This window comes from Candidatus Taylorbacteria bacterium, from assembly GCA_039934295.1.
In the GTDB taxonomy this organism is placed as follows: Bacteria; Patescibacteriota; Minisyncoccia; order Phycocordibacterales; family HO2-43-120; genus HO2-43-120.
The window spans coordinates 16,411-39,273 of the sequence record JBDTMN010000002.1 but is presented as its reverse complement, the minus strand read 5'-3'; the positions used below and the strand labels follow the sequence as shown (position 1 = coordinate 39,273).

At 44.6% G+C, this 22,863-nt stretch carries 28 protein-coding genes; 25 read left to right on the top strand and 3 right to left on the bottom strand.

The genetic code is table 11. The features are described 5' to 3' along the window. Positions 1-215 precede the first annotated feature (215 nt). Complete coding sequence (locus ABI430_00760) at positions 216-554, bottom strand: P-II family nitrogen regulator (GenBank protein ID MEO8637417.1); 339 nt, start codon at positions 552-554, stop codon at positions 216-218. Between the two features lie 119 nt (positions 555-673). Here ABI430_00760 and ABI430_00755 point away from each other — a divergent pair, with 119 nt between their 5' ends. From ABI430_00755 to ABI430_00700, 12 genes are all read left to right on the top strand, one after another. After that, positions 674-1,093 carry a PPC domain-containing DNA-binding protein gene (locus ABI430_00755; protein ID MEO8637416.1) on the top strand — a complete coding sequence of 140 codons (420 nt, stop codon included), beginning with the start codon at positions 674-676 and terminating at the stop codon, positions 1,091-1,093. A 34-nt stretch (positions 1,094-1,127) separates the two neighbouring features. Next, positions 1,128-1,673 (top strand): phosphatase PAP2 family protein, encoded by a 546-nt coding sequence (locus ABI430_00750; protein MEO8637415.1) that lies wholly within the window; start codon positions 1,128-1,130, stop codon positions 1,671-1,673. 32 nt (positions 1,674-1,705) lie between these two features. After that, complete coding sequence (locus ABI430_00745; protein MEO8637414.1) at positions 1,706-2,182, top strand: DoxX family protein; 477 nt, start codon at positions 1,706-1,708, stop codon at positions 2,180-2,182. A gap of 10 nt (positions 2,183-2,192) precedes the next feature. Beyond that, positions 2,193-2,681, top strand: a complete 489-nt coding sequence (locus ABI430_00740) for an NUDIX domain-containing protein (protein ID MEO8637413.1) — start codon at positions 2,193-2,195, stop codon at positions 2,679-2,681. Positions 2,682-2,746: 65 nt separating this feature from the next. Next, on the top strand, positions 2,747-2,965 hold the full coding sequence (locus tag ABI430_00735; protein MEO8637412.1) for a hypothetical protein: 219 nt from the start codon (positions 2,747-2,749) through the stop codon (positions 2,963-2,965). An 11-nt stretch (positions 2,966-2,976) separates the two neighbouring features. Next, the gene (locus ABI430_00730; GenBank protein ID MEO8637411.1) at positions 2,977-3,282 is read left to right on the top strand and encodes a hypothetical protein; all 306 of its coding nucleotides are present in this window, start codon (positions 2,977-2,979) and stop codon (positions 3,280-3,282) included. Between the two features lie 33 nt (positions 3,283-3,315). Beyond that, complete coding sequence (locus ABI430_00725; protein MEO8637410.1) at positions 3,316-3,876, top strand: sigma-70 family RNA polymerase sigma factor; 561 nt, start codon at positions 3,316-3,318, stop codon at positions 3,874-3,876. Further along, the gene (locus ABI430_00720) at positions 3,869-4,597 is read left to right on the top strand and encodes a hypothetical protein (protein ID MEO8637409.1); all 729 of its coding nucleotides are present in this window, start codon (positions 3,869-3,871) and stop codon (positions 4,595-4,597) included. The genes ABI430_00725 and ABI430_00720 overlap by 8 nt, the downstream gene beginning before the upstream one ends. Positions 4,598-4,687: 90 nt before the next feature. Continuing rightward, on the top strand, positions 4,688-5,293 hold the full coding sequence (locus tag ABI430_00715) for an FMN-binding protein (protein ID MEO8637408.1): 606 nt from the start codon (positions 4,688-4,690) through the stop codon (positions 5,291-5,293). A 6-nt stretch (positions 5,294-5,299) separates the two neighbouring features. Next, complete coding sequence (locus tag ABI430_00710; GenBank protein ID MEO8637407.1) at positions 5,300-6,052, top strand: FAD:protein FMN transferase; 753 nt, start codon at positions 5,300-5,302, stop codon at positions 6,050-6,052. 4 nt (positions 6,053-6,056) lie between these two features. After that, positions 6,057-7,583, top strand: a complete 1,527-nt coding sequence (locus ABI430_00705; protein ID MEO8637406.1) for an oxidoreductase — start codon at positions 6,057-6,059, stop codon at positions 7,581-7,583. A gap of 296 nt (positions 7,584-7,879) precedes the next feature. Then, positions 7,880-9,718 carry a cation-translocating P-type ATPase gene (locus tag ABI430_00700; protein MEO8637405.1) on the top strand — a complete coding sequence of 613 codons (1,839 nt, stop codon included), beginning with the start codon at positions 7,880-7,882 and terminating at the stop codon, positions 9,716-9,718. A gap of 143 nt (positions 9,719-9,861) precedes the next feature. Here ABI430_00700 and ABI430_00695 read toward each other — a convergent pair whose 3' ends face one another. After that, complete coding sequence (locus ABI430_00695; GenBank protein ID MEO8637404.1) at positions 9,862-10,305, bottom strand: hypothetical protein; 444 nt, start codon at positions 10,303-10,305, stop codon at positions 9,862-9,864. Positions 10,306-10,551: 246 nt separating this feature from the next. Here ABI430_00695 and ABI430_00690 point away from each other — a divergent pair, with 246 nt between their 5' ends. Further along, entirely contained in the window at positions 10,552-10,806 is a 255-nt protein-coding gene (locus ABI430_00690) for an SWIB/MDM2 domain-containing protein (GenBank protein MEO8637403.1), read from the top strand. A gap of 481 nt (positions 10,807-11,287) precedes the next feature. Here the strand turns inward: ABI430_00690 and ABI430_00685 are convergent, their stop codons facing one another. After that, complete coding sequence (locus ABI430_00685; protein MEO8637402.1) at positions 11,288-11,974, bottom strand: hypothetical protein; 687 nt, start codon at positions 11,972-11,974, stop codon at positions 11,288-11,290. A gap of 287 nt (positions 11,975-12,261) precedes the next feature. On the opposite strand from ABI430_00685, the gene ABI430_00680 reads away from it, so the two are divergent. From ABI430_00680 to ABI430_00625, 12 genes are all read left to right on the top strand, one after another. Then, positions 12,262-13,134, top strand: coding sequence for an EamA family transporter (locus ABI430_00680; protein MEO8637401.1), 873 nt, complete (start codon positions 12,262-12,264; stop codon positions 13,132-13,134). 98 nt (positions 13,135-13,232) lie between these two features. Then, a complete protein-coding gene (locus ABI430_00675; GenBank protein MEO8637400.1) occupies positions 13,233-13,964 on the top strand; it encodes an ABC transporter permease subunit in 732 nt (243 codons plus the stop codon). Between the two features lie 26 nt (positions 13,965-13,990). Next, entirely contained in the window at positions 13,991-14,731 is a 741-nt protein-coding gene (locus ABI430_00670; GenBank protein ID MEO8637399.1) for an ABC transporter ATP-binding protein, read from the top strand. Between the two features lie 63 nt (positions 14,732-14,794). Further along, the gene (locus ABI430_00665) at positions 14,795-15,535 is read left to right on the top strand and encodes a peptidylprolyl isomerase (GenBank protein ID MEO8637398.1); all 741 of its coding nucleotides are present in this window, start codon (positions 14,795-14,797) and stop codon (positions 15,533-15,535) included. A gap of 128 nt (positions 15,536-15,663) precedes the next feature. Next, positions 15,664-16,239 (top strand): DedA family protein, encoded by a 576-nt coding sequence (locus ABI430_00660; protein ID MEO8637397.1) that lies wholly within the window; start codon positions 15,664-15,666, stop codon positions 16,237-16,239. Between the two features lie 49 nt (positions 16,240-16,288). Further along, on the top strand, positions 16,289-17,137 hold the full coding sequence (locus ABI430_00655; protein ID MEO8637396.1) for a hypothetical protein: 849 nt from the start codon (positions 16,289-16,291) through the stop codon (positions 17,135-17,137). A gap of 115 nt (positions 17,138-17,252) precedes the next feature. Next, the gene (locus tag ABI430_00650) at positions 17,253-18,287 is read left to right on the top strand and encodes an NAD-dependent epimerase/dehydratase family protein (protein MEO8637395.1); all 1,035 of its coding nucleotides are present in this window, start codon (positions 17,253-17,255) and stop codon (positions 18,285-18,287) included. A 50-nt stretch (positions 18,288-18,337) separates the two neighbouring features. Then, positions 18,338-19,444 (top strand): glycosyltransferase family 4 protein, encoded by a 1,107-nt coding sequence (locus tag ABI430_00645; protein MEO8637394.1) that lies wholly within the window; start codon positions 18,338-18,340, stop codon positions 19,442-19,444. A 1-nt stretch (position 19,445) separates the two neighbouring features. Beyond that, entirely contained in the window at positions 19,446-20,570 is a 1,125-nt protein-coding gene (locus ABI430_00640; GenBank protein ID MEO8637393.1) for a glycosyltransferase family 4 protein, read from the top strand. A gap of 1 nt (position 20,571) precedes the next feature. Then, the gene (locus ABI430_00635) at positions 20,572-21,606 is read left to right on the top strand and encodes a glycosyltransferase family 4 protein (protein MEO8637392.1); all 1,035 of its coding nucleotides are present in this window, start codon (positions 20,572-20,574) and stop codon (positions 21,604-21,606) included. Further along, positions 21,603-22,229 carry a class I SAM-dependent methyltransferase gene (locus tag ABI430_00630; protein ID MEO8637391.1) on the top strand — a complete coding sequence of 209 codons (627 nt, stop codon included), beginning with the start codon at positions 21,603-21,605 and terminating at the stop codon, positions 22,227-22,229. Before ABI430_00635 ends, ABI430_00630 begins: the two co-directional genes overlap by 4 nt. A 9-nt stretch (positions 22,230-22,238) precedes the next feature. Further along, positions 22,239-22,862 (top strand): methyltransferase domain-containing protein, encoded by a 624-nt coding sequence (locus ABI430_00625; protein MEO8637390.1) that lies wholly within the window; start codon positions 22,239-22,241, stop codon positions 22,860-22,862. Position 22,863: the final 1 nt, after the last annotated feature.

Below are 22,863 nucleotides of genomic sequence, written 5' to 3'. Positions count from 1 at the left end.
TTTCGGTACAGGCGGGTTACGTTCGGGCGGGCGCTCGCTCTCATTCAACTGCGGCCATTTCCGCCTCAGGACGGATCTGCCTCAGGCATGACATCCCCGCCGCAGGAGGGACGCGAGGTATTCTGTCCGCTTCCAATAAAAAAGCCCCGTGCAACGCAAGTCGGGGCTCATACTCAACAGGCTTCGAAGACCCTTTTGAAAAACCGACCGACAAACTAAAGGGCCGCATCACCCCTTTCCTCTGTGCGAATTCGAATGGCTTCTTCCACGGAGGAGGAGAAGATCTTCCCGTCGCCAATCCTGCCGGTTTTGGCGTGCAAAATGATCTTGTCAATGGCGAGCTCGAGCTTGTCATCTGGAACGAAAAGTTCGATTTTGATTTTGGGCAAAAAGTCCACTGTGTACTCGCTTCCGCGGTAGATCTCGGTGTGGCCCTTTTGCCGGCCGAATCCTTTGACTTCGGTGACCGTCATGCCTCCACAGCCCATATCATTGAGGGCATCTTTGACTTCTTCAAGTTTGAAGGGCTTGATGATTGCTTCGATTTTTTTCATAGGACGACGTCGTTGTTGTGGTTGAGAACAGTTCAAAACTGATATTACGGATAATGGTACTTTTGTCAACTTTGGCGCGTCGACTTTGAAAACCCCAAAATCGGGATTATAATGATTCAATGAAACTCATTCTCGAAGACGATAATTATTTTGTCTGTCGGTTTGATAAAGGAGAAGAGGTGATGCAAGGGATTGCAGATTTTTGTCGTGAACGAGAGATAGGAGCCGGATTTTTTTCTGCCATTGGTTCTGTCGGTGAGTTAGTGTTGTCGTATTATAATCTTGAGAATAAAAAATATGAGGATAGGGACTTCCGGGAAAAGCTTGAAGTAACGGGCGTTATCGGTAATGTGTCTCTCATGAAAGATTTGCCGTTGATTCATGCTCACGGCACATTTTCGGATAAAGACATGCAGGTGTACGGCGGTCACGTAAAAAAACTGGTCGTTTCCGCTACCGTTGAAGTCATGTTTACAAAATTGAATGGTAAGATTATGAGAGAATTTAACGAAGAAACTGGTTTGAATCTCTTGCAATAATTTTTTACTCTTGGACGGAGCTCTAGATATCCCTATGCAATTTTTTACGAATCTCGACACAAGTGCTTTTTTTCTACTCCACAATTTTGCGGGGATAGCGGGGTGGGGGGATTTGTTAATTACCTTTTTGGCCGTGTATTTGCCTTTTATCCTGCCCATAGTATTTCTCGTGTTGCTTTTTCGTTCCGGGTATTCTCGGAGGGAGAAAACACGCATTGCCTGCGTTGCTTTCTTTTCAGCTCTTGTTTCCAGTTTTATCATTGCAACTCTTATCCATACATTCTACTTTCATCCTCGACCTTTCATTAGCTACGGGTTGGAGCCGCTATTTTTGGAGACCTCGAATTCATTTCCTTCGCTTCACGCTACTTTCTTTTTTGCCTTCTCAACGGCAATATATTTTTACAATAAAAAATGGGGTATTTCACTATTTTTTGTTACACTATTGATGACCATTGCCCGGGTGATGGCCGGCGTGCATTACCCATCCGATATTTTGGGCGGGTTCGCAATCGGTGTCGTGGTGGCATATCTATCTGTAAAATATCTTGTCCCAAAAATTAGAAAAATTACTTACTAAAAATTATTAACTATCAACTAATAGCTATCTTTATGACCAAATCAATAAAAATTCCTCTTTTTTTACTCCGAATATCCTTGGGCTGGATGTTTTTCTACGCGGGGATAACAAAGCTCGTCGACCCGAGTTGTTCGGCGGGAGGGTATTTGAAGGGCGCGAAAACTTTTGCCGGATTCTATCTATGGCTCACGAGTCCGCAGATTTTGCCCGTAATTAATTTTGTCAACGAATGGGGATTGACGCTTCTCGGTGTCGCGCTTATTCTCGGCGTTTTTGTCCGCTTGAGTTCCGTGTGCGGAGCGCTTTTGATGCTCCTCTACTATCTTCCCCTTCTCGATTTCCCCTATCCGAACGAGCACGCATTTATAGTTGATGAGCACATTATCTATATAACTGCTCTTTTACTTCTCGCTAGCCTTCGCGCCGGACGTTTTTGGGGGCTTGAAAATTGGTGCGCCAGTCTTCCCATCTGCAAAAAATTCCCCAAATTACGAAACTGGCTTGGATAAATCTTCCGCTATGAGTAATGTCATTTGGGTAGATGAAAATGATGCCGTGCTTGGGGAAGTGGATCGAGAAAAAGCGCATAAAGAAGGACTGCTCCATAGAGTGGCGGCGATTTACCTTGTAAACGATAGAGGCGAGATTTTGGTAAATGAACGAGCAAAGGATGGCTACCTTGATCACTCTTCTGCCGGGCATGTGGATGTCGGGGAAAGTTATCTTGAGGCGGCAAAGAGGGAATTGGAGGAAGAGCTGGGTGTTCTTGGTGTCGACCTTCAAGATATTGGTTTAGCAGGGTCTCAAGGTGAGGGGGAAATTTTTAAAAGATTGCATATGTTTAGAGTGTATGTTTGCAAGGCAACTCCCGTAAAGCTCAAGGAGGATGAGGTGAAAAGGGTCTTTTGGGCGAATCCAAAAGACATAGCAGAAGATATGAAGGTAAATCCAAAAAAATATACGGGAGGGTTTATGAAGACTCTGAAATTGTTTCTTTCTGCCACGTAGTCCCACGATGTGGGGAAGCAAATTACCTGATATAATTAACCCATTAGTAGCTTTCAAAAAATTATATGTCAAATGAAAATGAAAAAATTGAAGGTAAAACTTCAATTGGTATAAATTTCTCTTCACAAGATGGTCGACGCACGTGGAGAGAACGATACCAAGACGGGTCTCTCGGTCCGGTGATTCAGACGGACATAGAGACTAATGATAAGGCAGGTCTTGAGGCACTTAATGACAGGCTTCTAAGAGAACGAGGTCTCGATGACCGGTCTTCCGAGCAGTAATGTAATTGAGTATGCTCAAAGAATACATCGCATATTTGAAAGATAATCCGAAGGGATACTGGTTCAAAGCCAAGCTCTACGGTTGGGGTTGGACGCCTGCCACGTGGCAGGGCTGGCTGGTCCTGGCGGTTTTTCTTGCTCTCATTACGCTCAATTTCTTTCGCACTGATTCTACGCAAAATTCAATAAGCGATTTTCTCATAAGTTTTGTTCCCCAAACCGCAATTCTCGTTCTCGCGCTAATTGGAATCTGCTATCTTACGGGCGAAAAGCCGAAGTGGCAATGGGGATTGAATAAGCAAGAAAAGAACGATTAATAAGTGAGTTTTTTTTCGGTTTAGAATACGAGTATGGATAATGTTGCTTCGGACGAAGAACTTGCAAGACAAGTGCAGAAAGGGGATGAACGGGCGTTCGCTATTCTCATGGAACGCTATACAGGAAAGTTGCTTCGGTATGGAAGCAGGGTTCTCTCAAAGGAAAATAATGTGGGCGATGTTGTGCAGGATGTTTTTGTGACGGTGTATCAAAATATACAGGATTTCGATTCAACACGTCGTTTTTCGCCCTGGATTTACCGCATTGCGCACAATGCGTTTGTTGATGTAATTCGAAAAAAAGCCAAAGAGCCATTATACTTTTTCGACCTTGACCGAGTGATGTCCCATGCGGAATATGAGGACCCGCTTGAAAAAGAGAAAGAAGCGGAGGAAATGCGCGTACTACTAGAGAAGAGCCTGCTGGGGCTCTCGTCTTCCTATCGAGAAATCATCGGTCTCTACTATTTCGAAAATTTCAGCTACAAAGAGATAGGTGACATTTTGCATATACCGATTGGCACAGTTGGTATCCGTCTTTCCCGGGCGCGTGAGGCGCTTAAAAAGCTGTTACCCAAAAAAGAAAATGAGTGAAAAAAATATAGAACAGAATATTCAGAATATGGTGCTCGATAAAGTTCGTAAGAGCAAAGTGCATATGAAGTCGAAAGCATTTTTTGCTGTGCGCATAGCGGGCATTATTTTTACTTCGGCGCTTGTTCTCCTCCTCTCCATTTTTCTCGCGAGCTTCATCTTTTTCAGCATTCAGGAAAGCGGACAGCACTTCTTACTCGGCTTTGGGGGGCAAGGCGCGCTTGTTTTCCTCTCGCTTTTCCCGTGGGCATTTTTTCTCCTAGGTATTGCGCTCCTGTTCCTGCTTGAATGGCTCTTGCAGGCATTCAAATTCGGCTACCGGATTCCTCTCCTCCCGATCTTTCTTTTTATATTTGCGTCGAGTGCCATTTTGGGCGTTCTTGCCAATTATACTCCGCTCAATAGAATTCTTTTGAACCGCGCAGACGAAGGGGTATTGCCTTTGATTGGAGGAGCGTATGGACGTATTCGCGAGTCGCACGCTGAGAAAGGAATATTTCGGGGGAGTGTTGTTTCTAAGGAAGGGAACACTATTGTCATTTCTCATGACGACAAGGACCATGATGAAGATGACGGAACGCGCAAGGTTATTCTTCCTCCAGATTCTCCACTTCTCAAAATCGGCGATAAGGTATATGTTTTCGGGCCTTCTTTTGGCGAAGATGACGACGAAATAGAGGCAAGTGGCGTCCGAAGATTTTCTTCTGGAGAATCAGAATAGAAGGACGTAAGGTGAAAGAAATACGCGGGCGGTGCGTATAAGTAGGTATAAAGCTAGGGCATAAGCTTTAGGCCCGAAACAAAAATACCTATGAGAAAATTCATTACGTCAGCAATATTTATTGTAGCTTTTGCCGCATATGGAATGTATCGGGCGTTGGCTTATCCGAGCTCGCCTGCATTTGTCGTTACCGTCCCGATTCCGCTTTCTCGCGTCAATGACAACGGAGTCATAGTTGTGCCGACTACTCCTTCAACACCGATTCCCACGCTCACCGTCTCTCCTTCCATTTCGCCAAAGCCATTACCCAAACCTAAGCCGACACCTTTAATTATTTTCTCTCCAACTCCAACCCCAATTCCGACTCCAATACCTACTCCTATAATCATTCCAAAACCAAAACCAGCTGGCCAGTATGTTGATGGTTCGTACAATGGCAGTATTGCCGATGCGTATTATGGAAACGTCGAGGTGGCAGTTACTATTGCCGGAGGAAAAATTACTGACATATCTTTTCTTCAATATCCGAATGACCGCAGTACATCGAGGAGTATAAGTAGCCGTGCGATGCCCCGATTGGTAAGCGAAGCGATACAGGCGCAAAGCGCAAAAGTGAGCACTGTTTCGGGGGCAACCGACATAAGTGCCGCATTCCGTCAATCTCTCGCATATGCTCTTGCACAGGCAAAAATTTAAAAAATAATGAAACAAACTCGAGACATAATGGGAATGCCAGTAACCGTTAACATTGCAGACATTCCGGGAAGTCAGGAATATTTTGACCGCGTGTTCGACTATCTCGAGCATGTTGATGAAAAATTCAGCACCTACAAATATGATAGCGAAATTTCTAGAATTAACAGGGGGGAAATTTCGTCTGAAAAATTGAGCAAGGAAATGAAAGAAATTTTCACTCTCTCTGAAAAAACAAAAAAAGAAACGCTTGGATATTTCGACATACAAAAACCGGATGGCTCATACGACCCTTCGGGGATTGTCAAAGGCTGGGCAATAAAAAATGCGGCACAACTCTTGAAAAAAATGGGCTGTAAAAATTTCTTCGTAGATGTAGGAGGGGACATTGAATCGCGAGGTATCGATGAGGAGGGCAAAGAATGGAGCGTCGGTATCCGCAGTCCATTCAATCGTGATGAAATAGTTAAAGTGGTGTATCCTAAAGGCCGAGGCGTGGCAACTTCGGGAGTGTATATTCGAGGCAAGCATATCTATAATCCTCATTCTGGAAAATCGGTGGAAACCGACATGGTGAGTTTGACGGTTATTGGACCCGACGTATACGAGGCGGACCGTTTTGCGACTGCGGCGTTTGCCATGGGCAATCGAGGGATTGAATTTATCGAAAGTATTTCAGACTTTGAAGGATATGCAATAGACAAAAATGGTATTGCTGTTATGACGAGCGGATTTTTGGATTTTACCGTTGCCGGTTTTTAAATACATGATGATAAAAGCAATCGACAAAATATTAAATAGGATAACGATGTACCGACTCGTGGTGTACGAGCTTGCTTTTCTTTTGCTCGTCGCCTTCATCATGGGATTTTTTGGCGTGTTTCCGGTAAACCCTATTTTTCTTGTTTTCTCGGTGGCTTTTATTTTTTCTGTTTCTTGGATTGTGAACAAAATTTTTGCTCGGATGTTCGAGGTTCCTTCGAATCCTGAATCAACGTGGATAACCGCGCTCATTCTTGCTTTGATTATAAGTCCCCCTACTCTTTGGATCGATATGCAATATCTTCCGCTCGCATTTTGGGCGTCCGCAGTTGCCATAGCCTCAAAATATATTTTAGCCATTCGAAAGAAGCATGTTTTCAATCCCGTCGCTTTCGGTGTGGCGGCTACTAGCGTTGTTTTAGGCTTGTCAGCTAGTTGGTGGATAGGGACGCTTCCTATGGTCCCGTTTGTGCTCATTGGGGGGCTTCTCATTGTTCGGAAAATACGACGATTTGATTTGTGGTTTGCTTTCATAGGGGTGTTTACTGTGGGGATTGCCTTTTATTATTTTGGAAGAGGGCTTGATGTCGTGCGTTCTTTAAGTCAGGCGTTGCTCTATGCTCCCACGTTTTTCTTTGCAACGGTTATGCTCACGGAACCGATGACTACTCCGCCCTCGAAATTATTGCGTGTACTCTACGGAGCTCTCGTCGGCCTGCTGTTTTTGCCGAACGTGAACATCGGTTCTTTCTACTTCACGCCCGAGCTCGCGCTTCTGGTGGGAAATGTATTTTCGTATCTCGTCAGCCCGAAATATAAGCTCAATTTGAAACTGAAACGAGTAGTTCGGCTTTCCCGAGACGTGTATGAATTTGCTTTTGCGTCAGACAGGCCGGTTTCGTTTCGGCCGGGGCAGTACATGGAGTGGACACTTGCGCACTCGCATCCCGATAGCCGGAGCGTGAGGCGTTTTTTTACTCTTGCGTCCTCTCCGACCGAGCGAGAACTTTCCATCGGGGTGAAATTCTATGAACCGGGAAGCACATTCAAAAAAGCCATGCTCGCGATGAGCACAGGGAAGTCTATCGTGGCTTCCGAGATCGCGGGCGATTTTACCTTGCCAAAGAATAAAAATAAAAAGCTTGTCTTCATCGCTGGGGGAATAGGGGTCACTCCGTTTCGGAGTATGATTCAGTATCTTCTTCACAACCGCGAGGCGCGCCCTATCACTCTTTTGTATTTCAATAAAACTCCGAATGATGCCGTATATTCGGATATTTTTGAAAGGGCAAAGAAGGAGCTCGGGATTAAAACAGTCTATTCATATAGCGACGACGGCGTTCACTTGTCTCCGGAAGCGCTGTCCGCGCTTTTTGCTCAAACCGTTAAACGAGAAGTCCCTGATTTTCTGGAGCGAAAGTTTTATATTTCAGGACCGCAGGCGATGGTAACTTCGTACAAAGCAATTCTCCGAGGCATCGGTGTCAAACGCTCTAAAATCAAAACTGACTATTTTCCCGGATTCGTTTAATAAATCCGCAGAATTCCCCACAGCTCTGCTGCGGGGATGAATGCGGAGTTTGGGAAGGGGGTCGGGGAAACGGGAGTTTCCCCGTGGCGGAAAGCAGCGAGTCGGCGAGCGTTGAAAACCGAGGGGTTTTCAAAATAAAATGCGCTCGCCGAATACCCCGCTAGCTCTGCTACGGGGATAGGACGAGCACTATTTTATTTTGCATGGTTGCTGTCGGGCTATTTAAGGGGGACTCCTTTGTATTTTGTGTGATTTCTTTTTTGCCTCTGCTATAATGCAAATGAGCGAAACACCCAATGAACCACGCGCACGTAAATACGAAAATGGATTTTGCCTTGGTGATTGCAATAGTCATCGCCTTTTTGGTGAAAATTCTATTTCCTCCCGCGATTTACTTTTTGTGGCCGGTAGTGGTTTTAGGCGCTCTGCCTACGCTCATTGGTGCCGTCCAGTCGACGCTTAAGGCGCGCATTAGCATCGATTCGTTCAATATCTTTGCCATTTGCGCGGCATTCGCCTATGGCGACGTGAATTCCGCAACGTTTATTATTCTCATGCTTGCTTTTGCTCGAATGTTGAATGCCTATACGGAGTCGCGCACCCGGCGAACCCTCGAGGAACTCTTTAAATTAAAACCGCAGACTGCGCTAAGGGAAAAAGGAGCCGATACCGAGGAGATTCCGACTGACGCTATTTCGATGGGGGATACGCTCCTTATAAAAGAAGGGTCCCGAGTGCCCGTGGACGGTATTACGATATTTGGCAAAGCTCTTGTAAATGAGTCATCAGTGACCGGAGAATCAATGCCGGTAGAGAAAGTTGTGGGCGATCAAGTATTGAGCGCCACGGTCAACGAATCGGGGTTAATAAAAATTCGGGCGACACGGGTCGGAAAAGATTCTACGATTGAACGCATGGCCGCGCTTGTTGCCGATGCGGCGAAAAAGAAATCTCATTCGGAACAATTGGCGGATAGATTTGCGACGATTTTTCTTCCCATCGTTCTCGCGCTGGGAATTGGCACTTATGTCATAACTCGAAATATTGAGATGACTGCCGCGCTTTTTTTGGTAGCGTGCGCCGACGACATGGCTGTCGCCATACCGCTTGCAATTACGGCGGCTCTCGGCAGGTCCGCCAAGCGCGGTGTGGTTGTGAAAGGAGGGGAGTGGATAGAGACATTAAGCAAACTGAAGACGCTTGTTATCGATAAAACCGGGACTTTGACCTATGGCTCGTTTGAGCTTAAAGATATAGAGATCGAACCGGGCATTTCCACAGACGATTTTTGGCGCGCGGTAGGAGTAACAGAGAAGTTTTCCGAGCACCCTATCGGCAGGACGATTTTTAAGGAAGCGATAAAACATGGGAGCGATTTTCCCGACCCCGAGGAATTCAAGGTGTATAAGGGAAGCGGTGTTACGGCTCGTGTCAAGGGAGAGGCGATTGCGATTGGGGATTTCAGCATTATTTCTGACCTTGCTATCGCTCTTAGCGAAGAGGAAAAGTCTCGCATTAAGAAAAAGATTGAGGGGAGCGATAAAACGTGGGCGATTGTATTTCGAAACGGCAAAATCTGGGGATACCTTTCAATGGGTGACATGCCCCGACCTGAAGCGCGGGAGAGCATTGCTGATTTGCAGAGTTTAGGCGTGGATAATATCCAGATGTTTACAGGGGACAACAAATTGGTTGCAGGCGCTATTGCTCGGGCGATCGGCATCGACAAGGTTCTCGCGGAAATGAAGCCGGAGGAAAAACTTCGGGAACTTGAAAAACTTATTGGCGGGGGACCTGTGGCGATGGTGGGCGACGGAATAAACGATGCTGCCGCTCTTGCTAGGGCAGATGTAGGGATTGCAATGGGTTCGGGTGGAGCGGCCGTGTCGGTAGAAGCCGCCGACGTGGTGATTTTAAACGATGATTTATCCCGCCTGCCGGACACGATTTCTTATAGCCGAAAAGTTATGTCGGTTATTAGGTGGGATATGATTATTTGGTTTGCGTCGAATGTAATCGGCTTTGCGCTGGTGTTCACCGGGGTTCTCGGTCCTGCATTGGCGGCATTTTACAACTTTGTGAGCGACTTTTTCCCACTCATTAACTCCGCCAGACTATTTCGGGAAAAGTCTTAACATCTTTACCCAATACAGAATGATTCTTTGGGCAGTAGGCTATACTATTTAGTTCATCGTTTTTTTATCAAACTCCCGCTTTTTCTTCGGACTAAAATTAAGAGGCAATGGTGCGTACATCGTGAAAAGAAAAATTATTAGGCTCACCTAATATCCCACCCAGAGACAAGCCAGTTACCGCTAGATTTTTCTAGTACAATACTAATATCGTAAGTTTGAGCGTCAGAAGTGCTAACGATCCCGGTAATTTGGGCTACATTATTCTGCACTTCTCGTCCACTTATTTCATAATGATTGGCTTTAGAAAATACTGAGTCACCTTGCACAAATTCTTCAAACGATGCCTCGTCCTTGCCCTCTTTGAGTTCAGGAGAAACGAGCTCATATGCATGAGTGATGTTATGACTGATGATGGAATTCATAAAATCCGTGGCTACCTTTGCAGAAGCGTTTGTCATCCACAAAGCACCCCCGATAATGACAACGATCAGAAGGACAATGCCACCTAAGATACCTACGATCAAAGGCCAAGTCCTCCTTTTTTTAGTGGATGGCGTGAAATTTACATTTTGCACGTTTGATTCCATAAATAGTACGTTATCTTACTACTAATAAAAGTATTTTATCATTGATGTGATTACCTGAATAGACTTAGAATGTGGATAACTTTTTAGTTACCCGTTGTCATCCCGATTCATGAAGACTATCACCTTATAAGGGCAACTGTACATTGGTGTCTTTTTTAAGATAAGTGCTATACTTAAGTAACGATTTATTAATAGATAACTTTCGTCAACATTTTCTTTGAGAAAATTTTGACGGGCAAATAATATATGGCAAAAGTGAATTCCGCATTTATGAAGCCGATGACGGTGAGCGCCGATTTAGCTGTGGTGGTAGGTGCTGGGCCGATGCCTCGAAGCGAGGTGGTAAAGAAGCTCTGGGTCTACATCAAGAGCAAGAATCTTCAGGATCCGAAAAATAAGAGAAACATCATTGCCGACGAGGCTTTGAAAAAGGTATTCGGAGGGAAGGCGGTAGTGAATATGTTTGAAATGACGAAGCTTGTTTCCAAGCATCTCACCTAGTCGTAGTCATTTTATTGTTTAAAAAGCTGGTTAGAACAACCTAATCTGCTTTTTTGGCTTGGAAATACGCCGAGAAACATTTTATTCCCTACAAAGAGGTTCGCTTGATAAGACTGCGTTAATCCCAAAGTTCCATCCACCAATCAAAAGTAAGTCCTAAAAAAAGTGCCATAGGCGCATAGATGGGCGCGAGAATAACAAAAAGAATTTTACTCATGAGTGCAAAAAATTCTGCTGATAAATCTGCACTCAATTCAAAACATTAGAATGAATGCCGAGAACAATCTTACCATCTTTTTTCAAAAAACAAAAAATGCATCTGTGGAAAACATCGGATTTTTCGTGAAATGACTAAAATTTCTAATGCCTACTTTCTACATACTATTCGCAACTTCATTTCATATTGGCATTTTCATAATTGTCAAAATAAAATCCCCGCGGAATGCGCAGGGATGAAAATGCAGACGTCGGACCATCGCAGTTATGCTCGCACAACTTGAGGCATGTCTTCAAAAAACATCGCGTGGTTTTCAGAGATGTCAGCAATAGGAAACATCCATTTGTGGTACAAGCGCTTGAATTCGTCCCTCTTGGCTTTTTCAGCATCGCGCAATTCCGATTCCTTGGGTTTAGAATACGGTCTTTCCCATGTTAAATCATTTTCGTGAGTCTTAATGAATTCCGCAAGCTTTTGCTCAGCCGTCTTCACCTCTCTGGCCTTATCCTTTAGGATGGCCGTGGCCGTATTGGCAATCTTCTCGGTTGACCAATCAAGATTAAACGTTCCTGCCTTTTGCTCCAATAGCGATATCGACCTGCAAAACTTTTGGACCCTCTGCCACATCCAAATGTGATGTTGAAACGGATGATGGCGGCCATCTAGCCAAGCGGTGAGAGGCGCGAGTAGCAAACCGAGAGTTGTGGAAAGGAAACCCACAAGGATAATTGCAATCGGAAATGGATACAAAAAAACCCCCCCCACAATCCATCCAAATATAGGAATGAGAAAGGTTGCGAGAAGAATCGGCCTCAGCTCGAGTGCGCAGAATATCGGATCTCCAAAGACGTAGTGGAAGTTTTTCTCGTTCCATCTCCCCACCATCTTGATGAGGATAGATCTATCTTGCTTTTTTTTTCTTGCAAGGGTCGCCAATGTAAGCGTGTTCATACTGTATTTTTCTTTTTTCCCATCGGAATTGACAAAAAGGCTTCGTGCCTAAGAAAACGGTTCCTGGCCGCTTAATTGTTGTCGTTTGTCGCGATGCTTTGGGAGGAACATCTGAATCACAAACTATCACATTGTCTCGAATTACTCAACACCAAATGGTCACTAATGAATTAACACTGGGTGTTAATTATTAAAGCGAGGGAACTAGAGTCAATAACTTAAAATCAAACTAAAAAACGTTTGGATTTTTCGTGATATAATTTTACTTTACACTTTTTACTTTTTCCATGACCTTCTACCAAACTGGAATCGTTTTCGCGCTCACCGCCCTTGTTTGCTGGGGTTTTGGAGATTTTTTTATTCAAAAAACTGTTCGAACTCTAAGCTCCTCCAAGGCTCTTTTTTTCATCGGCATCATAGGCACAATCGCGCTCTTTCCATTTGTCGTAAATGAAATTTCAGCACTCGACGGGAGCAGTCTGATTTTCCTTACCCTCATAGGCGTTGTGGTCGTCTTTGGGGCGATTTTCAATTTTGAAGGGCTACGGCTGGGCAAGATGGCCATTGTAGAACCACTGCTTGGCATCGAGCTCCCCATTACGGTTGGCTTGGCCATGACTTTGGGAAGAGAACAGTTGTCGCTTGTCCAGATTCTGCTCATCGCGATTGTTTTCATCGGAATTATTCTTGCAATCACCATTCACCACACACATCTTGCGTATCACAAAAGAATATTCGAAAAGGGAGTTATCTTTGCTGGTATTGCGGCAATTGCCCTTGGACTCACTACTTTTCTTGTTGGAATTTCGAGCAGGGGAATCAGTCCGATTATGACCATCTGGTTTACTCATACACTGGCTGCATTCGTGTGCGCGCTGTATCTTTTGTATCGAGGAGAATTTAAAACTATCTTTAAGGATTTCAAAGCCCACCCGAGGCTCATTCTCGGGCAGAGCATTTTGGACAACGGGGCATGGGTTGCGTATGCGTTTTCGACTACGTTTATTCCAATTTCTATTGCCATGGCAGTAAGCGAGAGCTACATTGTTCTCGCTGTTCTTCTTGGAATATTTGTAAATCGGGAGAAATTGCGCCACCATCAGATTATTGGGGTAATTCTCGCGATCGGAGGCATTATAGCTCTTTCGGCATTTTCATAATGATTCGCCCGTCCGTTTTTTAAAATTTTCTAAGAGCCTGTTTGCAATCGAGAGCAGAATACGAGGAAAAAAAAGTTATGATACAATAATTATTATCTATGCGAAGTACGCGAACATATCATCCTTTCTCAACCGCGAGATCTCGAAAGCATATTGTAGCTATTTTGGGAATTTTGCTTATCCCGTTTTTTACTCTGCTCTTTTTTTCGTATGTTGCGAACATAACTTTGCCGAGCGTTCTTGCGAATCTTTCCGTTTCATTGTGGAGGATAGGTATTGCCGCTTTGGTTTCGATTATCTTAGGCTGGACGTTGGCGGTTCTTTTTTATAAAGGCAGGCGAGGAACGGTTGCGCTTCCGGTTTTCGACCTGCTTCAAAGTTTTCCGACTTCCGCCGCGCTCCCCATCGCTGTTCTCTATCTCGGAGCAAAGGGAAGCACGGTAATTTTCTTTTTGATTTTGTCGATAATCTGGCCAATTTTTTTCTCCATCTTGAGCTCTCTCCGACAGTTGCGTCACGACTGGGTGGAAGTAGTGTCTCTTTCGGGCATTCGCAGGTTTGATTATATGAGGCTCTTTTTGATACCGGTTACAACACCGGCTCTCGTGACAGGAACCATCATCGGCTTGGGCGATGGTTGGGAGGCCTTGGTGGCGACGGAAATAATCGTGGGGACGCGTTCGGGGCTGGGTAATTTCTTCAATTCATTCGGAGGGAATGCCGAGGTAACCCTTCTTGGAATCATAGTGTTTTTGACGGTTATTTTTGCAATTAATAAGATTATCTGGCTACCCCTTCTTGATTGGAGTCATCACATTACAGAGGAGTAGCACGGAAGCCATCAGTGATAAACAAAATGAACACCATCATTAAAACAGAAAACATCAGCAAAACATTCAAAGACCGCGGTCGGCGCGAAGTCCATGTGCTTTCTCAAATTTCGCTCGACATAACAAGAGGAGAATTTTTCGTCCTGCTCGGGCCGTCTGGCTCCGGGAAATCCACTCTGCTTCGCATCATGAGCAAGCTCGAAGCGCAAACCTCGGGTTCTGTTTCTTATGAAGGGCTTACACCCCGCGACATCAATTTTGTATTTCAAGATTCCGCGCTTCTCCCGTGGCTCACCGTGGCAGAGAATATCGAGATCGGCCTCATTGGACGGGGTATCGCGATATCGAAGAGAGATGAAATGGTGAGAAAGGAGCTCAAAGAATTTAATCTTGAAAAATTCACGAGGGCATTTCCGCGCGAACTTTCCGGAGGAATGAAGCAGAGGGTTGGACTTGCCCGCGCTTTTATCACCGAGCCAAAGCTCATTTTTTTGGACGAGCCTTTCTCCGAGCTCGATTTCTTTACCGCAAAAGAGCTTCGACTCGAACTGCTTCAATTGTGGAGAGCTCGCGATACTACGGTTGTTATGGTGAGTCATAATATCACTGAAGCTATTGAGCTTGCCGATAGGATTGCTGTTTTGACACATCACCCGGGTGGAATTAAAAAAATCGTCGAGAACGTACTTGCCCGTCCGCGCGACGCCCGCTCGAAAGAGTTTTTTGAAATGGAAGATGTGCTCTATTCTATAATCAAGGAAAAGTAACAACATTTTTCTATTTTCTTCTTTTTTGCTACACTATGATGGATATTCTAGAAAAGTAAAAAGATGAGTAAAAATGCCATTATTTCAATAGGTATCGGAGTGGCGGTTATTGCCGCGATTATTTTTTTCGTCTCTCTAAACGGCGGGGTGAAAGAAGATATCAAGATACAGAATTCAGTGAGCGAAGGATATCGTGCTCCAGATGTGTCAGAAATGCAAAAGCCCGCAGAGAGCGTTTTAGGGACCGGGCAAGCCCTATCAGACGGGCAGGCCCTATCAGACGGGCAGGCCACAACGAGCGCAAGCTCATTAAAAACTGTTAACAATTTTATGCATATGATAACTCTAGAAACCAATTTCGGAAAAATAGTATTTGAGACATACGACAAGGATGCCCCGAAGACAGTGGCAAATTTTATTGATTTGGCCGGAAGGGGATACTATGAAAATGTAATTTTTCATCGCGTGATCCCTGGGTTCATGATTCAGGGAGGAGATCCGACGGGTACAGGCAGAGGCGGTCCCGGCTACAAATTTGCGGATGAACTAAATCCTCTGTCTGAATCGTTCAAAAATGGGTATAAAAAAGGCGTGGTGGCGATGGCGAACGCTGGCGCAAATACGAACGGCAGTCAATTTTTTATCATGCTCGCCGACTATCCCTTGCCCAACCTCTACACGATTTTCGGAAAAGTTGTTTCAGGGCAGGATGTTGTTGACGCAATCGGAAAAGTGGAAACTGGTTCTGCTGACAAGCCTATTTCCGATGTCGTAATAAAAAAAGTTTCTGTTTCGGAAAAATAAGCATTTATGATTTTTTTGTCATTCCCGTGGAGACGGGAATCTAGATTAATCTGGATCCCCGCCTTCGCGGGGATGACAGAATCAGATTCTGCCAATTTCCTTTTTTTTCGTATTTCGTAGCAACTTATATGACCCTCGCCACGCTAATAGCAACCTACGGATACCTCGCTGTTTTTTTGGGCGCAGTATTTGAGGGCGAGACTGTTCTTGTGCTCGGAGGCCTGGCTTCGCAAGAAGGATATCTGTCACTGTCCTTAGTTTTTCTTTTTGCGTTTCTCGGCGCGTTTGTCGGGGATCTTTCGCTGTTTCTTCTTGGGAAATACCGTGGCGAAAGAATAATAAATGTCTATCCAAGAATAAAAAATAGAATGGTGAAGCCGAGAAAGCTCATCGAAAAACACCGCATCCTCATTGCCTTCGGTATGCGATTTATGTACGGTTTTCGGCATGTTATCCCTTTTTCGCTAGGTATGTCATCGCTTCCCACTCGCGTGTTTATACTCTGGGATGCGGCAGGCTCAATTATTTGGGCAATAGGGATAGGGTTCGTCGGCTACGAATTTGGCGCTTTGCTCGAAACCTTCTTGGGAAAAATTCGGCACTACGAATTTAAAATCATTTTCTTCACAATTCTTTTTCTCGGAGCGGGCTTTGTTTTCCACCGTCTCATGCGATACATTATTTACAAAATGAATCAGGAATAAATCTCTCACATCTGGTTAAAACGCGGGTTTTGCTATACTATAATGACTTATGAAAACGAAAAAAGGCCTCGCCATCGGCTTTATCGGGCAAGGCTGGATTGGAAAGCACTACGCGGACGATTTTGAAAAAAGGGGATATGAAGTGGTTCGTTATGCAAAAGAAGAGCCTTATATCGGTAATAAAAAAGAAATAGGGAAGTGCGACATAGTGTTTATTGCCGTTCCGACTCCGACCACTCCTAAAGGTTTCAGTGACTCTATTGTCCAGTCCGTTTTACCCTTGGTGGGACAGGGGAAAATCGCAGTCATTAAATCGAGCTTGTTGCCCGGGCGCACAGAGGCGTTGCAAAAAAAGTTTCCCCGTATTTCAATTGTCCATTCACCTGAATTTTTAAGGGAAGTGTCTGCGGCGTTTGACGCGGAAAACCCGAGGAGAAATATTGTGGGAATTCCAAAAGACACAAAGGCGGGGAGAGCTGTTGCGAGGAAGGTGCTTTCGGTATTGCCCCAAGCGCCATACTCTACAATTTGTAGCGCAAGAGAAGCGGAGTTTATCAAGTATGCGGGAAATTGTTTTCTCTTTACGAAAGTGGTGTACACGAATATTTTGTACGATTTAGCGCGAGAGCTCGGAATTTCATGGAAGGTAATTCAGGAAGCGATGGGAAAAGACCCGCGCATTGGTGAGAGTCACCTCGACCCTATTCATGGCAAGGGAAGGGGCGCGGGAGGACATTGTTTCATCAAAGATTTTTCGGCGTTTGCCAGCTTTCATGACGATACTATGAAAAGTGTTCAAAGTGGCAGAGTGCTTCGAGAATTGGAAAAAAAGAATATAGAACTTTTGAAAAGCACGGCGAAAGATATTGAACTTTTGAGGGAAGTGTATGGGGAGTAAGTGAGAAGTTGATTTTTGCACCACAAAAATCATGTCGAAAGATTTTTATAGCGAAGCTAAATAAAATTTTCGACTTAAAGTAAAAAGTAAAGAGGAAGAATAAGTCAAAAGTGGGATGAAGACTAAAAAAAACAGAATTCTTGTCACCGGTTCAGCGGGCTTTATGGGGAGCCACCTTTTCGATTTGCTTTTGGAGGAAGGGCACGATGTGTATGGGGTTGATGATTTGTCTGGAGGATTCATGAGAAATGTTTCGGACAAAAAAAGGTTCATTAAGCTCGACCTGCGTGACAGAAATGCAACGAGAAAAGTAATAGAGAAGCTCAAACCGGAGATAATTTTCCACCTTGCGGCTGACGCTCACGAAGGCAGGAGCCAGTTCACGCCTTTTTCGGCTTCTGACCGAAACTACTCGAGCTATTTGAATCTCCTCGTTCCCGCGATAAGGCACAATCTTAAGAAAATGATATTGACGAGCTCGATGAGTGTCTATGGAGAAGGACAAGTGCCTTTTCGGGAAAATGTTTTGCCTCGGCCGGAGAGCGTGTACGGAATTTCTAAATACGCCATGGAGTCCGTCACTCGCTCGCTCTCAAAAGTGTACGGTTTTTCATATGTAATCATTCGTCCGCACAATGTGTATGGTTCTAGGCAAAATCTTTCCGACCCGTATCGAAACGTGATTGGAATTTTTATCAATCAGCTTCTTCACGGGAAGCCCTATTACATTTACGGTGGTAATCAGAAAAGGGCTTATTCTGCGATTGAGGATGTGATACCCTACATGGCAAAGTCGGCATTTTTGTCTTCGTGCGAAGGAAAGGTTTTTAATTTGGGTTCTGATAAACCGGTAACGCTCAACACATTGAGCGATGTAGTTCTCGAAGAATTTTTTGAAGGGAAGAAAATTCCTTCAAAATGCAAGCCCCTCCATCTCCCGGACCGGCCCTATGAGGTAAAATACGCATATTGTAATCACGACGAAGCAAGAAAGTTTCTGGGGTTCAAGTCGGAGACGGATCTTAGGGGAGGTGTGCGAAACATGATTGAATGGGCAAAGGAAATGGGTCCGCAAAAGTTCGTGTACTTGAGCGAATTAGAGCTTTCCCACAAACTTACCCCCAAAACCTGGAAGGAAAAATTATACTAGTAGGGCATGAAAATTTACCAAAATCAGCCACAGGATGCTACACTTATCTCATGAAAATTCTTATCGCCACCGGCATCTATCCTCCCGAAATTGGCGGGCCGGCCACATACGCGCGGATTCTCTCGGAAGAATTGCCGAAGAGAGGGATTGAAGTCGACGTCCTACCTTTTAGAATGGTTCGCAAATACCCGAAGGTTCTCCGACACATCGTCTATTTTTTTAAAATAATTTCTAGTTCGTCAGGCGCAGAGATAATCTTCACCCAGGATCCGGTCAGCACCGGAATTCCGGCACTCTTGGCGGCATCGCTTACCCGCAAAAAACTTGTTTTGCGAGTCGCTGGCGACTATGCATGGGAGCAGTCGCGACAACGATATGGTGTCAAAGACGATATAGATGAATTCCAAAATAAAAGATATGGAAGCTCTGTGGAGTTCTTGCGGTGGCTTCAGAAATTTTCGGTTCGACATGCAGATGTCGTAATTGCTCCCAGCAGATATTTTAGCGATGTTGTGAGCGATTGGAGTAATGGAATTAAGGAAGTCGTAACCGTCTATAATGGAATTGACCTCGCATTCGAGTTCAAAAAAGATGCAAAGTTTCCTCAAAAAACGATCATCACTGCAGGACGATTGGTGCCATGGAAGGGCTTTGATACCCTGATCAGTCTCTTGTCACGTTTGCAAGGTTGGCGCCTTCTTATCGCTGGCGAGGGGCCCGATGAGGCTCGCTTGAAGGAGCTTGTACAAAAGTGTGGAGTAGGAGATAGGGTAGACTTCATTGGAAATATGCCACGCAAAGAACTTTTCGCCAGCATTTACCGCGCCCATATTTTTGCGTTACTTTCAACGTTCGAAAGTTTCTCATTCCAGGTCATCGAGGCAATGCATGTCGGGATTCCGGTTATTGCCACGAATATCGGCAGCTTGCCGGAAATTATCGAGGACGGGAAAGACGGAGTTCTCATAGATCCTCGGGATGATGCGGCATTTGCGGATTTTGTCGAACGGATCTCGACTGATCCGGGATATGCTGGGATGCTCTCAAAAAATGCCCAGACAAAAGCGGAAAAGTTTTCTCGTGCGTGGATGGTCGATCTACTGGAAGAAATCTTTAATCGGTGTGTGGCTGGTGGTGTCTCATTAGATGCGAAATAAAATGAAATTGATAATAATTTCGATCGACCGTAACCTGTTGCAGGAAAGCAGTACCGTGCGATTGCGCATGGAGCGATTTGGTGCACTAGTCGACGGGATAGAAATCATTCTCCTCGGAGCGGGAGCAGAGGCCGAGGTCATTCTAAAAAATAATGTACGTGTCCATGCGGTGTCCGGAAACAAACTAATCTCTACATTGAAGGCGGTATATCGTTCGAGAAATTATAGTACACCCGAGACCGTTATAATGACCCAGGATCCTTTCGAGCTCGGCGTGATTGGTTGGGTCGCATCGCTGATTTCGAGAAGGCCACTCAATGTCCATGTGCATATTGATTTTTTTAGCTCGTATTTCAGGTCCGAGTCGTGGCGCCAAAACATCCAAGCGAAGATCGCTCCGTTCGTACTTCGTCGCGCCAATTCGATCCGAGTGGTATCAAAAAAGATCGCCGACTATATGGTGAAAGAGCTTCGTATTCCGGTGTACAAAATCATCATCGCTCCTATCTTTGTTGAAGCTAGGAAGTTACAGAACACCCCAGTGACCGTCGATCTGCACTCATCATTCCCCAGATTTGATTTTATTGTGCTGATTGCCTGCCGATTCGTTGAGCAGAAAAATATTCCTCTGGCGATCGAGGCTTTCGAACAATTCAGAAAAAATCATCAGAATGCGGGATTGGTAATCGCAGGTAGCGGACCACTCCAAAATGAGATCAAAGGAATCGTCAACGCAAAAGGTCTGGAGAGCTCTATAATCGTTGGAGCATGGGTTGGCGATTTTGCCTCCTGCATGAAGAGTTGCGACGCATTCCTATTGTCATCTGATTATGAAGGGTGGGGAATGACTGTAATAGAAGCGGCATCACTCGGGAAGCCGATTATCATGACCGATGTCGGATGCGCGGGCGAATTTCTCGTTCATGAGAAAAATGGTTTGGTGGTGCCGGTTCGTGACCCCGTTGCTATTTCCAATGCACTCACGCGTTATTATTCCGACAGACAGTTTGCCCGCGACATGGGGGCGAATGCGAATCGGGATGCATTGTCCTACATGAGCAAATCAGAAAACGACGGCTTGTTACTTGCATCCTGGCAATCAGCAGTTGATAATCACAAAAAATAAAATGAATCTTCTTATCCTTGCTCAAAAAGTAGACCTCGATGACTCCGTGTTTAGCTTCTTTCATCGATGGATTGCAGAATTGGCGAAGCATTTTGAACAGGTTATCGTTATTTGTCTTTATGAAGGCAGGCATTCTTTACCTCCGAATGTCCGTGTGCTCTCGCTCGGCAAGGAATCGTTTCCATCGAGGATTAAGTATATCCGTAAATTCTACAGATATATCTGGCGAGAGCGCGCGCACTATGACAGGGTCTTTATCCACCAAAATCAGGAGTACTCAATTCTGGGAGGGCCTCTCTTTAAGATGTGGGGTAAAAAGATATTCATGTGGAGAAACCACTATGCTGGGAGTATCATGACTGATATCGCCGCTTTTTTTTGCAACAAAGTATTCTGCACGTCTAAATATTCCTACACCGCGAAATACAAGAAAACTGTCTTGATGCCTGTAGGTGTCGATACCGATTATTTCAAACCAGATCCAAAAGTGTCTCGCATTCCTCGCTCAATTCTATCCCTCGGGCGCATTTCACCTTCAAAAAGGATTCATTTATTTGTTGAGGCAATCGGTCTCTTGGGCAAGCAAGGCATACAATTTACCGCCTCAATATATGGAGACGCACTGGCTAAAGATGTTCAGTATCTTGAAAATCTGAAGACACGAGTCAAAGAACTCGGACTCGATGATTCAGTAACATTGCATGCCGGCATTCCGAATAATGAAGCTCCCGAGGTATTTTCACGCTATGATATATTTGTTAATCTTAGTATAAGTGGTATGCTCGATAAGACGATCTTTGAAGCAATGGCGTGCGAGACAGTTGCGCTTACATGCAATATGGATCTAGCTTTGCAGTTGGATCCAGAACATATATTTATTGAAAACGATACTGAAGATTTGACCCGTCAGCTCTCGCGTTTCTTGACTCTTTCTCATTTTGACCGAGATGTCTATGGCAAAAGACTTCGATATTTTGTGGAAGAAAATCATAGTTTGGAACATCTCGGTGTAAAGATATCAAAACAAATTATATGAAAAAAAATTATGCTCCTAGCTACTGGAACATGCTTCAGTCCCGATTGGCTGGGAAGAGTTTTATTTACGAATTCTATTTCAAGGGCAAAAAAACGCTCGATGTAGGGTGCGGTGAAGGTGAATTTCTTAAGCATGACAAGGAGCTTATCACTGGCTTTGATCCAAATCGTCGAGTCATCGAAAAGCTCAAGGGACAAGGGTTCAAAGTGATTTCAGCTACAGGTCAGGCGATACCATTTGAAGATGGGGAATTTGAAATGGCCCATTGTCATAACGTGATAGAACATCTCAATTCAACTACAGCTAATGCAATGCTCAATGAGACCGCTCGTGTTCTCAAGCTTGGTGGTTGTTTGGTCTTAAGTTCAGAAGTTGAGACTAGGAAATTTTGGGATACATTTGGCCATGTGAGGCCGTATCCTCCGGCGGCAGTGCTGAAGCTTTTGCGGCCAGAGAGTCGAGAAGAATTCGAGGGTATCAGGAATTTTGAACCTGTGGGACTTTTCTATATTGGCGATATGTTCAAGAGCAAGGTGGCGTATTTCTTATCTTTCACTCTTGGACACTTCACTCCAATTTTCCGACGGGAGTATTTTCTTGTTTTGAGGAAGAAATCGGATTAAAGAGGTGATATGAAAACAAAATCATTTTTAAGAGTTGAGGAATTACGAGCTTTGGCTAATCTTCACATAAATGGCAAGATTTTGGATGTCGGAGGTTCGAAAAAGTCAGGTTACCACGAGCTTATCGGTGGCAGTCATACGATCATAACTGGGAATATTGACCCATCCTATGGTATTGACGTCCAATTCGATGCGCAAAAAAAATGGCCCTATCCCGACTCTTCATTTGACTGCGTATTATTTGTGAATCTTTTGGAGCATCTTTATGATTACAAATCTGCGGTATCAGAATCTCACAGGGTTTTGAAGAGCAACGGCATGGTGGCGGGGGTAGTTCCCTTTATGTTTAATGTTCACGGGTCTCCAAATGATTATTTTCGATATACTCGTTCGGCATTGGAAAGGATTTTTTCTGATGCGGGTTTTACCTCCATCACAGTTGCAGAATTGGGAAGCGGGGCTTTCAGCGTCATATATCATAATTTGCTCGGGTTTATTCGTTGGAACTGGTTGGCTCGATTGGTAATGCCACTTTTCAGAATTTGCGACCGCACTCTCGCTTTTATCAAACCAAATAACAAGATGTCGCAAAAATTTATGCCACTAGGCTACTATTTTGAGGCGAAAAAATAAT

Bases quoted from the DNA above. Each gene is read 5' to 3' on its own strand.
- ABI430_00760 (MEO8637417.1), bottom strand. From the start codon at position 554: ATGAAAAAAATCGAAGCAATCATCAAGCCCTTCAAACTTGAAGAAGTC.
- ABI430_00755 (MEO8637416.1), top strand. From the start codon at position 674: ATGAAACTCATTCTCGAAGACGATAATTATTTTGTCTGTCGGTTTGAT.
- ABI430_00750 (MEO8637415.1), top strand. From the start codon at position 1,128: ATGCAATTTTTTACGAATCTCGACACAAGTGCTTTTTTTCTACTCCAC.
- ABI430_00745 (MEO8637414.1), top strand. From the start codon at position 1,706: ATGACCAAATCAATAAAAATTCCTCTTTTTTTACTCCGAATATCCTTG.
- ABI430_00740 (MEO8637413.1), top strand. From the start codon at position 2,193: ATGAGTAATGTCATTTGGGTAGATGAAAATGATGCCGTGCTTGGGGAA.
- ABI430_00735 (MEO8637412.1), top strand. From the start codon at position 2,747: ATGTCAAATGAAAATGAAAAAATTGAAGGTAAAACTTCAATTGGTATA.
- ABI430_00730 (MEO8637411.1), top strand. From the start codon at position 2,977: ATGCTCAAAGAATACATCGCATATTTGAAAGATAATCCGAAGGGATAC.
- ABI430_00725 (MEO8637410.1), top strand. From the start codon at position 3,316: ATGGATAATGTTGCTTCGGACGAAGAACTTGCAAGACAAGTGCAGAAA.
- ABI430_00720 (MEO8637409.1), top strand. From the start codon at position 3,869: ATGAGTGAAAAAAATATAGAACAGAATATTCAGAATATGGTGCTCGAT.
- ABI430_00715 (MEO8637408.1), top strand. From the start codon at position 4,688: ATGAGAAAATTCATTACGTCAGCAATATTTATTGTAGCTTTTGCCGCA.
- ABI430_00710 (MEO8637407.1), top strand. From the start codon at position 5,300: ATGAAACAAACTCGAGACATAATGGGAATGCCAGTAACCGTTAACATT.
- ABI430_00705 (MEO8637406.1), top strand. From the start codon at position 6,057: ATGATGATAAAAGCAATCGACAAAATATTAAATAGGATAACGATGTAC.
- ABI430_00700 (MEO8637405.1), top strand. From the start codon at position 7,880: ATGAACCACGCGCACGTAAATACGAAAATGGATTTTGCCTTGGTGATT.
- ABI430_00695 (MEO8637404.1), bottom strand. From the start codon at position 10,305: ATGGAATCAAACGTGCAAAATGTAAATTTCACGCCATCCACTAAAAAA.
- ABI430_00690 (MEO8637403.1), top strand. From the start codon at position 10,552: ATGGCAAAAGTGAATTCCGCATTTATGAAGCCGATGACGGTGAGCGCC.
- ABI430_00685 (MEO8637402.1), bottom strand. From the start codon at position 11,974: ATGAACACGCTTACATTGGCGACCCTTGCAAGAAAAAAAAAGCAAGAT.
- ABI430_00680 (MEO8637401.1), top strand. From the start codon at position 12,262: ATGACCTTCTACCAAACTGGAATCGTTTTCGCGCTCACCGCCCTTGTT.
- ABI430_00675 (MEO8637400.1), top strand. From the start codon at position 13,233: ATGCGAAGTACGCGAACATATCATCCTTTCTCAACCGCGAGATCTCGA.
- ABI430_00670 (MEO8637399.1), top strand. From the start codon at position 13,991: ATGAACACCATCATTAAAACAGAAAACATCAGCAAAACATTCAAAGAC.
- ABI430_00665 (MEO8637398.1), top strand. From the start codon at position 14,795: ATGAGTAAAAATGCCATTATTTCAATAGGTATCGGAGTGGCGGTTATT.
- ABI430_00660 (MEO8637397.1), top strand. From the start codon at position 15,664: ATGACCCTCGCCACGCTAATAGCAACCTACGGATACCTCGCTGTTTTT.
- ABI430_00655 (MEO8637396.1), top strand. From the start codon at position 16,289: ATGAAAACGAAAAAAGGCCTCGCCATCGGCTTTATCGGGCAAGGCTGG.
- ABI430_00650 (MEO8637395.1), top strand. From the start codon at position 17,253: ATGAAGACTAAAAAAAACAGAATTCTTGTCACCGGTTCAGCGGGCTTT.
- ABI430_00645 (MEO8637394.1), top strand. From the start codon at position 18,338: ATGAAAATTCTTATCGCCACCGGCATCTATCCTCCCGAAATTGGCGGG.
- ABI430_00640 (MEO8637393.1), top strand. From the start codon at position 19,446: ATGAAATTGATAATAATTTCGATCGACCGTAACCTGTTGCAGGAAAGC.
- ABI430_00635 (MEO8637392.1), top strand. From the start codon at position 20,572: ATGAATCTTCTTATCCTTGCTCAAAAAGTAGACCTCGATGACTCCGTG.
- ABI430_00630 (MEO8637391.1), top strand. From the start codon at position 21,603: ATGAAAAAAAATTATGCTCCTAGCTACTGGAACATGCTTCAGTCCCGA.
- ABI430_00625 (MEO8637390.1), top strand. From the start codon at position 22,239: ATGAAAACAAAATCATTTTTAAGAGTTGAGGAATTACGAGCTTTGGCT.